General features: G+C 40.7%; 14 protein-coding genes. 3 read left to right on the forward strand and 11 right to left on the reverse strand.

Annotation, left to right across the window (positions count from 1 at the left end; translation table 11 throughout):
- Nucleotides 1-41: 41 nt before the first annotated feature.
- From DL897_RS00300 to DL897_RS00310, 3 genes are all read right to left on the reverse strand, one after another.
- On the reverse strand, nucleotides 42-1,238 hold the full coding sequence (locus DL897_RS00300) for a threonine synthase (RefSeq protein WP_113657696.1): 1,197 nt from the start codon (nucleotides 1,236-1,238) through the stop codon (nucleotides 42-44).
- A 219-nt stretch (nucleotides 1,239-1,457) separates the two neighbouring features.
- On the reverse strand, nucleotides 1,458-2,627 hold the full coding sequence (locus DL897_RS00305; RefSeq protein WP_113657140.1) for an endonuclease Q family protein: 1,170 nt from the start codon (nucleotides 2,625-2,627) through the stop codon (nucleotides 1,458-1,460).
- On the reverse strand, nucleotides 2,624-3,169 hold the full coding sequence (locus tag DL897_RS00310) for an NUDIX hydrolase (RefSeq protein ID WP_113657141.1): 546 nt from the start codon (nucleotides 3,167-3,169) through the stop codon (nucleotides 2,624-2,626). Before DL897_RS00310 ends, DL897_RS00305 begins: the two co-directional genes overlap by 4 nt.
- Nucleotides 3,170-3,310: 141 nt before the next feature.
- On the opposite strand from DL897_RS00310, the gene mciZ reads away from it, so the two are divergent.
- Together mciZ and DL897_RS00320 are read left to right on the forward strand one after the other, a co-directional pair.
- Nucleotides 3,311-3,469: a Z-ring formation inhibitor MciZ gene (mciZ, locus tag DL897_RS00315; protein WP_168188575.1), complete on the forward strand. Its 159-nt coding sequence runs from the start codon at nucleotides 3,311-3,313 to the stop codon at nucleotides 3,467-3,469.
- 559 nt (nucleotides 3,470-4,028) lie between these two features.
- Nucleotides 4,029-4,853, forward strand: coding sequence for an EcsC family protein (locus DL897_RS00320; RefSeq protein ID WP_420824095.1), 825 nt, complete (start codon nucleotides 4,029-4,031; stop codon nucleotides 4,851-4,853).
- A gap of 64 nt (nucleotides 4,854-4,917) precedes the next feature.
- Here DL897_RS00320 and DL897_RS00325 read toward each other — a convergent pair whose 3' ends face one another.
- From DL897_RS00325 to DL897_RS00345, 6 genes are all read right to left on the reverse strand, one after another.
- The gene (locus DL897_RS00325) at nucleotides 4,918-6,084 is read right to left on the reverse strand and encodes a M20/M25/M40 family metallo-hydrolase (protein ID WP_113657143.1); all 1,167 of its coding nucleotides are present in this window, start codon (nucleotides 6,082-6,084) and stop codon (nucleotides 4,918-4,920) included.
- Between the two features lie 118 nt (nucleotides 6,085-6,202).
- A complete protein-coding gene (locus tag DL897_RS18060; protein WP_168188576.1) occupies nucleotides 6,203-6,355 on the reverse strand; it encodes a hypothetical protein in 153 nt (50 codons plus the stop codon).
- 46 nt (nucleotides 6,356-6,401) lie between these two features.
- Nucleotides 6,402-7,943 (reverse strand): acyl-CoA carboxylase subunit beta, encoded by a 1,542-nt coding sequence (locus tag DL897_RS00330; protein ID WP_113657699.1) that lies wholly within the window; start codon nucleotides 7,941-7,943, stop codon nucleotides 6,402-6,404.
- Between the two features lie 11 nt (nucleotides 7,944-7,954).
- Entirely contained in the window at nucleotides 7,955-8,380 is a 426-nt protein-coding gene (mce, locus tag DL897_RS00335; RefSeq protein ID WP_338067062.1) for a methylmalonyl-CoA epimerase, read from the reverse strand.
- Nucleotides 8,377-8,787, reverse strand: coding sequence for a cobalamin B12-binding domain-containing protein (locus DL897_RS00340; protein WP_113657144.1), 411 nt, complete (start codon nucleotides 8,785-8,787; stop codon nucleotides 8,377-8,379). Before DL897_RS00340 ends, mce begins: the two co-directional genes overlap by 4 nt.
- A 16-nt stretch (nucleotides 8,788-8,803) precedes the next feature.
- Nucleotides 8,804-10,453 carry an acyl-CoA mutase large subunit family protein gene (locus tag DL897_RS00345; RefSeq protein ID WP_113657145.1) on the reverse strand — a complete coding sequence of 550 codons (1,650 nt, stop codon included), beginning with the start codon at nucleotides 10,451-10,453 and terminating at the stop codon, nucleotides 8,804-8,806.
- Between the two features lie 392 nt (nucleotides 10,454-10,845).
- Between DL897_RS00345 and DL897_RS00350 the strand changes: the two genes are divergently transcribed.
- Complete coding sequence (locus DL897_RS00350) at nucleotides 10,846-11,031, forward strand: hypothetical protein (protein WP_113657146.1); 186 nt, start codon at nucleotides 10,846-10,848, stop codon at nucleotides 11,029-11,031.
- A 305-nt stretch (nucleotides 11,032-11,336) separates the two neighbouring features.
- Here DL897_RS00350 and lipB read toward each other — a convergent pair whose 3' ends face one another.
- Nucleotides 11,337-12,020: a lipoyl(octanoyl) transferase LipB gene (lipB, locus tag DL897_RS00355; protein WP_113657700.1), complete on the reverse strand. Its 684-nt coding sequence runs from the start codon at nucleotides 12,018-12,020 to the stop codon at nucleotides 11,337-11,339.
- 37 nt (nucleotides 12,021-12,057) lie between these two features.
- A complete protein-coding gene (locus DL897_RS00360) occupies nucleotides 12,058-13,359 on the reverse strand; it encodes a dihydrolipoamide acetyltransferase family protein (RefSeq protein ID WP_113657147.1) in 1,302 nt (433 codons plus the stop codon).
- Nucleotides 13,360-13,405 lie beyond the last annotated feature (46 nt).

The raw sequence follows: 13,405 nt of genomic DNA on the forward strand, positions 1-13,405 counted from the left end.
TAGATTAGGAGGATTATATTTTCGCTATTCATTAAGTAAAGTCAGTCTTCTAAAAGAACCGGAGTATCTATTTGAACAGTATTCGGATATTTTAGTCCTAGCCCAGTATTTAAAGCAACTACCGTTTCTTGTTCCTGAATCCAACCATTTTCTCTTAATACACGGGCAGCTGCAATGGTAGCAGCACCTTCCGGACAGATAAACAACCCTTCTAAACTCGCGACTCGCTTTTGTTCTTGCAGCATCATGTCATCATCTACTGCCACCGCACAACCATCGGTTTGATAGATTGCTTCTAATACCAGAAAATCGCCAAGAGCCTTAGGAACATTGATACCAAAAGCAACCGTAGTGGAGTTCGTACAAAACTCCGAGCTGTTTTTCTTTTCTTTCCATGCCTTCACAATCGGAGCACAACCTGTTGATTGCACCGCTACAAGTCGAGGGAGTCTACCTTGAATCCATCCAAGATTTTGGAGTTCCTTAAATGATTTATATATTCCGATTAATCCAACCCCACCCCCTGTAGGATAAAGGATCACATCTGGTAACTTCCAATTAAACTGCTCAGCTATTTCAATTCCCATCGTCTTTTTTCCTTCAATCCGATAAGGCTCTTTTAATGTAGAAACATCATAAATTCCTTTTTCAGCAACCATTTGAGCTACGATTTTACCTGCATCACTAATTCGCCCATGAATCAAATGAAGCTTGGCACCAGAAATAGAGCATTCGGCTCGTGTTATGGTTGGAGCATCGACTGGTAGTACTATGGTAGCCTTCATATCCGCACGAGCTGCATAGAGAGCCCATGCAGCACCTGCATTACCATTGGTCGGCATGGCGAGCTCTCGTATTCCCAGTTCCTTCGCTTTAGAAATCCCAACAGCGGCACCACGCGCTTTAAATGATCCGGTCGGAATAGTTCCTTCATCTTTGATATATAAGTTAGGGATCGATAGGTTTCTTCCCAATTTGGGTGTAGGAATTAGTGGTGTCATCCCTTCACCCAACGACACGATATGATCAGCAGATTTGATCGGTAACAATTCATGATAACGCCAGAGGCTCGGCTCCCTTTCCCCTATATCCGTTGGGGACAAGTTTTTCTTTAATTCCTCTAGCTGATATTCAACTAGTAAAGGAGAGCCACAGAAACACAATTGCTGCTTTTTCCGGACGGAATAAGTCCGTTTGCATTTTGGACAAGTTAAATGAGACACATAACTAAAAGGCATAATCCACATCTCACTTTCGGATTGATCATGATATCAGTTACCCCTTCATTATTAAATGGTAATTGCTCACAATTTGGCACAAGATAAATCGATCCCATAGCAAGGAAATCAAAGTAAATCATGGAGATACATTTTTTTGTATAAACAAAAAGGGGATTGGATAGACCAAAACATTCAGCCTATCCAATACCCTTTCCTCTTGAATCCCGATTGAGAACCTTACGACGGTTTAACCTTCCCGTAGGTTCCTCCGCCACCTTCCTCAAACTCTAAGTTTCCCACACGCGCTAAACGAATATGTTCAGCAATGGATGGACTAGCTATCTTGGCAATATCTTCAATCTCCGCATGATGAAGAATATCCATTTCTGTCCCGAAGTGGGCTAGTAGCTTTTCTAATGTTTTCTTCCCGAGTTTAGGAATGTATTCAAGTGGCACTTGATGGATATAGGGTGGGCGATGAGATGGATGTTCCATTTTTTGATCTGCTAACTCAGAAATCCGATCTCGTACCCCTTTCACTTTCTTAACGCTTCCACAATAGGGACATCGATCCGACTGGTCTGATGGCCATAGTTCTTCGCAGTTTAAACAACGTGTACGATAATATTTTCCTAATCGTGGATTTAAACCATAATTAGCGATTACTTTTCTCCCTTGCTCCCGCTGAAGAGCAAGCTTGAACTCTTGAAAGCTAGCTTCTTTCACCAGTAATTGATTATATTCTCGTCCTATTTTCGGAATAGAGTGGGCATCCGAATTGGTGACAAATGTTAAATGCTGTAGTTCGGATAGACGATCCGCAAGTGAACTATCAGAGCTAAGCCCCAACTCAACTCCTGCTAGTTGATCAATATCAAATAGGTCTCGCATACGATCTGCAGCACTTCCATATACACTCTTAAACGGAGTAAACACATGGGCTGGAATCATCATTCCCTCTAGTTCGGCAACCTTTTCTTGAAGTGCAGAGATCGGTTGATATAAACGCTGGGTACTTAGCTGTACATTTTTCATATGTTTTGCCAACCACTTACTGAGTAAAGTCATCTGCGAGAGGGTAGGCATATATACGAGAACATGGCATGCCCCTCTTCCCTCACGCACTTCAATCTCAGCACCTAAAATACAAGTAGTATCTTGGTAAACAATTCCACCGTCTGGATGCTCACGAAAAACTCCGGTTGCTATACCATCGCGAATATCATCTTGGACAGGAGGTGAATGGGCATCAATAATTCCGATCATCTGAATACCCTTACGATGGTATGATTCGCGGACAATCTTATCAAAGGTCATACTTCGAGCTGCCGTAATTTTGACCGGCAAATTACTGTTAGTACGTCCAATATGAATATGTAAATCAGCAAAAATCGTTGTTCCTGTCATCGATCCTTCCACTCTCGCATCTGCCAAAGGTATACGGCCGTAACCGTCTTCGCATCACAGATCTCTCCGCTTGCGATCCGTTCATTACACTCACTTAAGCTTAGTTCGACCAACTCGACAAATTCATCGGAATCAGGTTGCATACTTCCCGTAGTGAGCCCTTTGGCCTCATAAAGATGAATGATTTCATTAGCAAAACCTGGAGATGTATAGTATGAAACCACATGATTCATTGAATCTGCTTGGTAACCGGTCTCTTCGGCTAGCTCGCGAAAAGCACATGTCTGTGGATCTTCATCTGGCTCTAGTTTTCCAGCTGGAATCTCTAAGATCGTTTTTTCAAGTGGCTTTCGAAATTGTCGTACCAGTACCAACTTATTATCTGGTGTAATAGCAATGACTCCAACTGCTCCTGGATGTTTAACTAGCTCTCTTTTTCCTCGTTCACCATTCGGTAATTTAACCTGATCAACTTGAACAGAAATAATTTTCCCCTCATAAATTTTCTCTGTTGTAATCGTTTTTTCGGTAAGGTCTCGCATTTTCTCCACTCCTTGTATTTATCTATCGATTATACTTCTCTTTTCAGTAAAAAATAATGGAGCATATTTCTTTGAATCTTAACGTATCTAATTCATTAGAAAAGAAAAACTATGACTAATGATTATTAAGGAGGGATCTCATTGGAAGTCAACTTAAGCTCTTCTGGTTTTCGGCTGTGTGGGAAAGCGTGGCAAATTCGCGCCTATTTACGCCACTTATCTAGGCATTCTCTTACCGTGCAAGAGTTTGTCACCCGTCAGGTTCATCCTATATCAAATAAAAATAGAACACTAGTATAATATCAATCATTCATTTCAATAACTTAAAGCCATGACTAACAATGATGAGGTCTCCTTATTACTAGCATAACAATTATCCCATTGATATATACTTTCATATTTATAAACAGCATGTTGCATCATTCGAGCCTAAAACCTAGATCTTTCCTAGATGAAGCCGCGAATCGTTTTTGCGTAGGATCGCCTTTCCCCCAAAGGAAGAGCTGTCTCAAGAGTAAAGCTCTAAGAAACGCTGCGAACCGATTAAGGCAATGGAAGTGAGCGACTGATTAAGAGGGCAATCTCTATAATGATAACACTTATACCAAGTAATGAATAGAAACACAAAAACTGCACGCCAAAACATAATAGTAGACAAATTATTGACATGATTCGTTGACAGAAAATATGTCATAATGAATTGAGAACTTAGACTTATCTCATACAGAGATCATCAGTTATAGGATAAAAAGATGTCCCTGAACCATCCCCATATGACGCGAAACAACAATACTGAGTATGAGAGTGAATCATATATAGTCAACAGCTGTTTCAAAAATAACTTCTAAATAGAATACAGGTGATCAAACTGTTACCCGAAAAAGCCCTACAGCTACACCATGAACTGCAGAAAATAGAAGAATGGGAACAAGAACAAAAAGACCTATGGTTCTGGGAAAAGCTAGGAAGGATTCCATTTGCTATCCTTGATAAAATTACACCTCAATTGATACATAATCTCATTGGCAAATTTCTCGATGAATTGGGGAGCTATATTCAAACTGGAGGGCAATATTTAATTCATGAGAAAAATGTTTATACGCAACTAGCCAAAGCAGTCAACGTACCGGTTTCTGATTTAACCCTTCAAGATATTGCCAGCCTTCCAATATCGCTTATGAATCAAGTATCAGAGCAACTAAAAAAATCACATATCGATATAGCCACAGTTCAAGGAGCTACCACAGGAATTGGAGGAGTTTTCACTTTAGCTATCGATATTCCAGCATTACTAGGCCTATCTCTTAAAGTATTACAAGAAATGGCTATGGTTCATGGTTATCCCCCCCATGAGAAAAAAGAGCGGATTTTCATTGTGAAATGTCTGCAATTTTCTTCGGCTGATTTCGTAGGAAAACAATCCATTTTAAAAGATTTATCCTCTTTTGATGAACCCAATATGGAACGCGAAGTGATTTCACAAATTCACGGTTGGCGAGAAGTATTTGAAAATTATCGGGATAACTACGGCTGGAAAAAATTATTTCAAATGATTCCGATTATAGGTATTCTATTTGGCGCATGGATTAATCGCTCAACCATTGAAGAAGTAGCTGCGGCTGGGCAAATGCTTTATCGGAAAAGAAGAATCCTGCAAAGGCTATCTACTATTGAAGGGTATTGATTTAAACAGGCATACAAAAAACGACACCCTATTTATTCACGGTGTCGTTTTTTTATTTTGATCTCTAAAAAGCTGCTTCTAATTCACGCACAGGGGTCGTATGATGTGTAGATGTTTTCGCACACTCTTCCACAATCGCTACGACGAGCTCAGCCGCCTTATATAGCTCAGAAATCGGCATTCGTTCACTTGTTGTATGTATATTTTCATATCCGATTCCTAAGTTGACGGTAGGAATACCATAGCCTGCCATGACGTTGGCATCACTCCCACCACCACTTGAGCCTATTTTTGGCTTGCGCCCTATTTTTTTAACTGCAGCAATCGCTTTTTGTACGACAACTTCAGACTCAGCAAATTGGAAACCCGAATACATTTTTTCTGCTTCTACCACTGCAGTACCACCTAGTTCTTCTGCTGCCTCTTTAAAGGCTTGTGTCATCCGCTCGACTTGTACCTCGAGCTTCTGATTATTACGGCTCCGCGCTTCTGCAAGGATTTCAGCATAATCAGGAACAATATTGGTAGCTGCTCCTCCATGAAAACGACCGATATTTGCTGTCGTTTCTCTATCGATTCGACCCAGAGGCATTTTAGAAATCGCCCGACTTGCAATTTGAATAGCACTAACTCCATCTTCCGGATTAACACCAGCATGAGCAGACTTCCCATAGATCGAAGCACGAATTTTTGCTTGAGAAGGGGTACTTGTAATAATTTCACCCACTAGTCCATCCGAGTCAAAAGCATATCCAAATTCCGCTTGTACCAAGGAAGTATCTAGATGACGTGCTCCTTTTAATCCTGATTCTTCTCCAACAGTTAGAACCAGCTGAATGGTGCCATGTGGAATTTGCTTTTCCTGAATCATTCTAATTCCTTCAAGGAGTGCAGCTAGTCCCGCTTTATCATCGCTACCGAGAATGGTTGTACCATCTGAAATGATATAACCATCTTGTATCGAAGGCTTTATACCAACACCAGGAGTAACAGTGTCCATATGAGAAGTAAAATAAATGGTGGGAGCACCACTTACATTACCTGGTAGTGTTGCAACAATATTGCCTGCACCATGTCCGGTAGCTACAGCTGAATCATCTTCAACTACGGTCAAGCCGAGATCTATTAATTTTGCTTTAAGTAAATCGCATATTTCACGTTCATAACCTGTCTCACTGTCTGTTTGTACCAGCTCTAAAAATTCATCAAGTATCCTTTGTTTATTAATCATGATGATTCCTCCATATATCACCAACATATATCTATATATTCTACTACTATATTAGGTAACTGTTCAATTGCTATCGTTTCTCGTCTTTTGGCATAGAGCGGTCTATTTTCTAATTTTTTCAACCTCTATATAAGTATTTCCAACATTTTCGCTTCCAATCTTCCTTATTCCACTGTTTCCGCTGGTTTTGGAGTAATTGTTTACGCCCTTCTTCTCTCCATGTCGAATAGTCTTGGGATCCTCGAATAAAAAAAATCACCTTCTTTTCCATCTCTTTCCTCCCATACTCCAAAAATACGAGTCCCTAACATTTTTACCTATAAAGGAATATTACCATGCTTCTTAGGGGGGCGTGTCTCACGTTTATTTCGTAACATGTCGAGTGCATTTTTTAAGTACTTTCTAGTTTCACGGGGATCTATTACATCATCCACCATTCCCATGGCTGCCGCTATATATGGATTAGCAAACTTTTCTTTGTACTCTTTAATCTTTTCCTTTCTTGTCTGTTCAGGATCCTCACTCTCTTCGATTTCTCTACGAAAAATGATATTAGCTGCTCCTTCTGGACCCATTACAGCAATTTCGGCATTCGGCCATGCAAATACTTGATCTGCTCCAATGGCCTTGCTATTTAAAGCAACATAAGCTCCTCCAAACGCTTTACGTGTAATCACGGTAATTTTAGGTACAGTTGCTTCTGAATAAGCATATAAGATTTTCGCTCCATGGCGAATAATTCCATTATGTTCTTGTTTCACACCAGGTAAGAAGCCAGTCACATCTTCAAAGGTGACCAAAGGAACATTAAAGCAGTCACAAAAACGAATAAAACGGCTTAATTTATCAGATGAATCAATATCGAGTACACCTGCAGTAACTTTAGGTTGATTAGCTATAATGCCAACCGTATGACCATCAATACGACCAAAACCTACAACGATATTCTTGGCAAACTTCGCATGGACTTCCATAAATTCACCTTGATCAACAATCAATTGAATCACTTTATGAACATCATATACTTTTGTTCCTTCAACCGGAACTACTTCGGCTAATTCTTCAATCCAATCTCCTTCATCTTTCGTATAAACACGGGGTGGATCTTCTGTATTATTTTGTGGCAAATAACTCAGTAAACGACGTACTTCTTCCAGAATTTCTGGCTCAGATGGTGCTGTGAAATGAGCATTCCCACTGATACTGGAGTGAACATCTGCTCCCCCTAAATCTTCAGCCGAAATTTTTTCTCGGGTAACTGTTTCGATTACCTTGGGCCCAGTAATAAACATCTGACTTGTTTTTTCTACCATGAATACAAAGTCCGTAATCGCTGGCGAATAAACGGCTCCTCCAGCACATGGTCCCATAATGACAGAAATTTGTGGTATAACCCCCGAATAAATGGAATTCCGATAAAAAACATGACCATAGCCGTCTAAGGAAACAACACCTTCTTGAATTCGTGCACCACCAGAATCGTTTAGTCCAATGATCGGAGCTCCATTTTTAGCTGCTAAATCCATGAGTCGTGCGATTTTTAATGCATGCATCTCGCCAAGTGCTCCACCAAAGACGGTAAAGTCTTGTGCAAAAACATAGACAAGCCGCCCATGTACCTTACCATATCCAGTCACTACCCCTTCACCTGGAGCTTCGACCTGATCCATTCCAAAATGAACGGCTCGATGTTCAATAAAAGGATTGAGTTCAACAAAGCTATCCTCATCAAGTAAAATGTCAATTCTTTCTCGCGCTGTTAGCTTTCCACGCCCATGCTGTGCACGGATCCGGAGCTCTCCACCCCCTAGCTCTACTTTTTCTCTTTTTCGTCTGAGTTCCTCAATTTTATCCATCATTTCCATTTGACCTACTCCTTTGCCTCTTTGATTGGTTCGCATAATTCTAACAGTACTCCACCCGTTGACTTGGGATGAAGAAAAGCGATGTCCATTTGATGTGCTCCACGTTTGGGTTGCTCATGAATTAAGCGAATACCGTGTTCTTTTAAGAAACGTAATCGTTCCTGTAAATTTTCGACTTCTAAAGCGATATGGTGAATTCCTTCCCCTCTTTTTTCGAGGAAGCGAGCAATCGGGCTATCCCCATCGGTTGGCTCTAACAGTTCTATTCGGCTTTCTCCGATCCGTAAAAAGGCAACCCGCACTTTTTCACTTTCTACAATCTCGATGCCTTCAAATTGGAGTCCAAGTGTGTCTCGATACCAACAGATCGCCTCATTTAAATGGTGAACAGCAATACCAATATGACTAATCTTTTTGGGGTGAATACTCACTTTTTCTCTCCCCTTTTCTCAACCGCTTCCCGAATAAATTCAGCCGTTTCCTTCATGGTGGTTCCTGGAGTGAAGATCGCTTGAACTCCATGTTTTTTTAGAAACGAAATATCTTCTTGTGGGATAATGCCACCACCGATAACTATTACATCATCAGCTTGTTGCTCTTTTAAAAGACGCATGACCTCTGGAAAAAGTTCATTATGCGCTCCGGAAAGACAAGATAGTCCAATAACATCAACGTCTTCCTGAATCGCTGTAGCAACGATTTGAGCTGGGGTTTGCCGCAGTCCTGTATAAATCACTTCCATACCTTCATCACGGAGTGCTTGAGCAATAATCAGTGCTCCCCGATCATGACCATCTAATCCCGGCTTGGCAATTAATACTCGGATGGGTCGCTTCATATTCTTTCTCTCCCTACTATACTGGCTGATATTCTCCAAAAACTTCACGTAAGGCATTGGATATTTCTCCTACGGTTGCATACGCTTTCACAGCTTCTAACAAAAAGGGCATTAGGTTTTCCGTTCCTGCTGCAGCTCTCTTTAGTCGATGAATACTGTCCCGAACTGCTTCTGAATTACGGCTCGCCCGAAGTTTCTGTAATCGTTCGATCTGCTCTTTGGCTAAATGAGGATCTACTCGCAGCAATGGTGGAGGAGATTCTTCTTCTATTTGATATCGATTCATCCCTACAACTACTTCTGTACCCGCTTCGATTCGTCGCTGTGTTTCCAGTGCTACACGGTGAATTTCTCTTTGCATAAAGCCCTGATCGACTGCATGAACAGCTCCCCCCATTTCATCAATTTGCTGAATGTATTTCATCGCCTCTTGCTCAATTTGATTCGTTAATTCCTCGATATAATAGGAGCCACCTAATGGATCTACTGTATCTGCAACCCCACTTTCATTTGCTATGATTTGTTGTGTTCGAAGAGCTATCCGTGCAGACTCTTCAGTTGGCAATGCTAACGCTTCATCGCGAGCATTGGTATGTAGACTTTGTGTACCTCCTAATACTGCTGCCAAAGCTTGTAGGGTTACTCTAACAATATTGTTATCAGGCTGCTGTGCTGTTAGTGTAGAACCTCCGGTTTGTGTATGAAAACGTAATTGCATCGAGCGTTCATCTTTCGCATGAAATCGTTCTTTCATGATTTTGGCCCATAGCCTTCGTGCTGCTCTAAACTTGGCAATTTCTTCAAAGAAATGATTATGAGCATTAAAGAAAAAAGAGAGTCGTGGTGCAAATTGATCAACATCGAGTCCCACTTGGATGGCGGCTTCTACATAAGCAATCCCATTCGCCAGCGTAAATGCTACCTCTTGTACTGCTGTAGAGCCTGCCTCGCGAATATGATATCCACTAATACTGATGGTGTTCCATTTGGGAACATGCTGGCTGCAATACGCAAAAACATCAGTAATTAAACGCATCGATGGTTTGGGAGGGAAAATATAAGTTCCCCTAGCAATATATTCCTTTAAGATATCATTTTGAATGGTTCCCGCAATTTGCTTCGACGAAACACCTTGCTTCTCGGCTACAGCAATATACATCGCAAGTAGAATAGCTGCAGGTGCGTTAATTGTCATCGAGGTACTAACCTGATCCAAGGGTATTTTGGCAAATAAACGCTCCATATCTTCTAGAGAATCGATGGCAACTCCGACTTTTCCCACCTCACCTAAAGACATGGCATCATCAGAGTCATAGCCAATCTGTGTGGGTAAGTCAAAAGCTACACTTAACCCAGTCTGTCCTTGCGATAACAAATAGCGAAAGCGTCGATTGGTTTCACTCGCTGAACCAAAGCCAGCATATTGTCGCATTGTCCAGTAACGCCCACGATACATCGTCGGTCGAATTCCACGAGTAAATGGATATTCTCCAGGTAGTCCAATTTCTTTTAAACTTAGATCATCCATTGATTTCGGGGCATAAAGACGATTTACTTGGATCCCTGAAGATGTTTCAAACTGCTGCTTTCTCTCTGGAAATTTTTTTAACAATTGCTCTGTCTTTTCTTCCCACTTCTTCCATCGTTTTTCCCAAGATGATTTCATGGAAAAAGATCCTCCTATTGAATAAAATACTTTCACTTCCTAATATAACAAATGATGAGCTTTTTGCGTCTTTTGATTCTAGTAAATTATTCCCTTACAAAATGTGCCAATCACCACTCATTTTCAAAAATGGACATGGTTTATCTATAGACAAACCATCTCTATCTTTATTAAAATGTTTGGTTGAGGTGAGCCATCTTGAAGCCAAAATGGATAAAAATCGTCATTTTTGTGGTTCTACTTACGTTTTTATTTACTTCCCTGATTAGTGGTGCCGCTTTTATGTTACAATAATGATGAGGACTGCTGTTTTTTCTTTTAAAAATGGATTATACTGTTTAATGGAGTTTGTGAAATCCTAGACAAATTTCGAAAAATGGAGGGTTAAGGTCATGATTGAACTCGCTCATTATATGGAACCTATTCTCCTGCTTTGTACCATCTTAGCGATATGGGGAACACTCAAAAACAAAAAAAGCGGAAACAAACCTGGCTTTATTATCGGTGGATTACTTACTTTAGGTATGATTGGCATTACCGGGCTGGCTCTATTTGATCTCTTATTTGGTCTACAGTAAGGATATAACTAAATATGTTTTTTCCTTACATAATTGTCACTAAAAGCAAAGGAATGGCTTGAGCAACCTTAGTCCTAAACAGCATAGGACTAGGGTTATTTTATTATACTGGCGATGAATTTATAAACGAAACTTAAGAGCAAAAAATCAGAGTACAATGTTTTATGATTCAAAAACCTCTAAAGAGCAACCTTAGCCCTTTTAGGGAACCAAGGTTGCGTAATCGAACGGTCACGCCCTTTTTCATATTCATCTATTAGATAGAAAGAGTGCATGTATCCATCTATTTTTAATCAATCCATTTCTTATTCAGCATACTTTTTCTCCATATCACTTATCGCTTTCGAGTCAAAAACCGTTTCAAATCCTCTAATAATATGCTTCATTACTTGTTCCATCTCTACTTTTTCCCCTAGTACCTGCTCGATCGAAGTCACTCCATACTCTGAAATACCACAGGGAATAATGGTTTGAAAATAGCTTAAATCCGTATTGACATTCAAAGCAAAGCCATGACTGGTGATATAACCTCGTCGCACACGTCCACGATTAAATTTCACACCAATCGCAGCAATTTTGACATGATTGACCCAAACACCAGTATATCCCTCTTTTCTAGCCCCTTGGATACCCCACTCTTTTAATGCTTGAATAATTACTTCCTCTAAATCCCGCAAATATTGGTGTGCATCATTCCCACGGTCACTTAAATGGAATAAGGGATATCCGACTAACTGACCTGGACCATGATAAGTCACATCCCCACCGCGATCAATCTCTACGACTTCGATTTCCCTTTTTTGATACTGATCCTCACGGAGCAAGAGATTTTCTTGATGAGACCCCCGCCCTAAAGTAACCGTATGAGGATGCTCCAAAAGAAGCAGTTGATCAGAATAGGACTCTCGATCAATCTTCTGTATCATCTCTTTTTGAAGATCCCAAGCAGCTTGATAAGGAACCAAACCTAACTTTTTCACGACAAACATCGAACCACTCCAAACAAAAAGCATCCAAAAAGGATGCTTAAATTTGTACATCTGGATGATAAGACTCTAGACGTTCTTTCACCCGACTTAAAAATTTCCCAGCTAAATACCCATCTAAAATCCGATGGTCAATGGACATACATAAGTTCATCATATCACGAATCGCAATGGCGTCATTTTGTACCATGGGGCGTTTAGCAATGGATTCAAATGATAAAATGGCCGCCTGTGGGTGATTGATGATCGGACCGGAAGCAATTGAACCGAATGAACCTGTATTATTTACGGTAAATGTTCCACCTTGCATATCAGACAATTCTAGTTTTCCAGACCGTGCTTTCTGAGCTAGACGATGGACATCTTTAGCTAATCCTAGAATACTCTTTTCATCAGCATCATGAATCACAGGCACAAATAGTGACTCTTCTGTAGAAACGGCGATGGAGATATTGATACGTTTCTTTAAAATAATTTTATCGTTTGCCCAAACAGAATTCAATTGGGGGTATTCTTTCAAAGAATCAACAACCGCTTTGATAAAAAAGGGCACAAAAGATAATGGGACACCTTCACGCTGTAAAAATTCCCCTTTTAGGCGATTTCGAAGCGATACAAGACCCGTTACATCAGCCTCCATCATTAACCATGCATGAGGTGCTTCGTGCACGCTCATGACCATTCGATTGGCAATGGTTCGACGTACGGCTGTGACCGGAACTTCTATATCACCATTTTCCAGTGCTAATGTGCTCGGCTTCGTACCTTTTCTCTGTGCAATCGAAGGATTTTCTTCTTTCCGTTCAGGTGCTTTGCTTTCTTTATGTAAAGTGATTGGAGATTCTACATCTGGAGTAGATACCGCTTCAGGCTGACTGTTCCCTTGTTCAATAACACGCATTACATCTTTTCTGGTAATCCGTCCTCCTGCCCCTGAACCTTTAATCTGCGCCAAATCGATTTGATGTTCTTGGGCTAAACGTAATACAGCTGGAGAATATCGATGCTTCATCGAATCTTCTTTTTCTTGTACTGCATCTTCTTTCTTCTTTGTTTCAGATGGTGAAGAGATCATCTGTACTTCCTGTTCACTATTTACTTGACCCACTTCCCCAATTCGGGCAATCAGTGTACCTACCTCTACCGTTTCTCCCTCACTTACTACGATCTCTTTTAAGACACCTTCCACTACAGCTGGTACTTCAGCAACAACTTTATCCGTTTCTACTTCACAGATGGGTTCATACTTAGATATGGTATCACCCGGTTGCTTTAGCCATCTTGAGATCGTTCCCTCTGTAACGCTTTCCCCAAGCTGTGGCATTAGGATATCCGTTGCCATAAAAAAACCTCCTCTTATTTTTGCAGTGAAGAATGTAAGGCTAATG

The organism is Thermoflavimicrobium daqui, assembly GCF_003313465.1.
GTDB classification, from domain to species: Bacteria; Bacillota; Bacilli; order Thermoactinomycetales; family Thermoactinomycetaceae; genus Thermoflavimicrobium; species Thermoflavimicrobium daqui.

Excerpts from the sequence above, each read along its gene's own strand:
- DL897_RS00300 (WP_113657696.1), bottom strand. The coding sequence starts at position 1,238 with ATGCCTTTTAGTTATGTGTCTCATTTAACTTGTCCAAAATGCAAACGG.
- DL897_RS18060 (WP_168188576.1), bottom strand. The coding sequence starts at position 6,355 with ATGGAAAAGAAGGTGATTTTTTTTATTCGAGGATCCCAAGACTATTCG.
- DL897_RS00350 (WP_113657146.1), top strand. The coding sequence starts at position 10,846 with ATGATTGAACTCGCTCATTATATGGAACCTATTCTCCTGCTTTGTACC.
- DL897_RS00340 (WP_113657144.1), bottom strand. The coding sequence starts at position 8,787 with ATGAAGCGACCCATCCGAGTATTAATTGCCAAGCCGGGATTAGATGGT.
- DL897_RS00360 (WP_113657147.1), bottom strand. The coding sequence starts at position 13,359 with ATGGCAACGGATATCCTAATGCCACAGCTTGGGGAAAGCGTTACAGAG.
- DL897_RS00325 (WP_113657143.1), bottom strand. The coding sequence starts at position 6,084 with ATGATTAATAAACAAAGGATACTTGATGAATTTTTAGAGCTGGTACAA.
- DL897_RS00305 (WP_113657140.1), bottom strand. The coding sequence starts at position 2,627 with ATGACAGGAACAACGATTTTTGCTGATTTACATATTCATATTGGACGT.
- lipB (WP_113657700.1), bottom strand. The coding sequence starts at position 12,020 with ATGTTTGTCGTGAAAAAGTTAGGTTTGGTTCCTTATCAAGCTGCTTGG.
- DL897_RS00330 (WP_113657699.1), bottom strand. The coding sequence starts at position 7,943 with ATGATGGATAAAATTGAGGAACTCAGACGAAAAAGAGAAAAAGTAGAG.
- DL897_RS00345 (WP_113657145.1), bottom strand. The coding sequence starts at position 10,453 with ATGAAATCATCTTGGGAAAAACGATGGAAGAAGTGGGAAGAAAAGACA.
- DL897_RS00310 (WP_113657141.1), bottom strand. The coding sequence starts at position 3,169 with ATGCGAGACCTTACCGAAAAAACGATTACAACAGAGAAAATTTATGAG.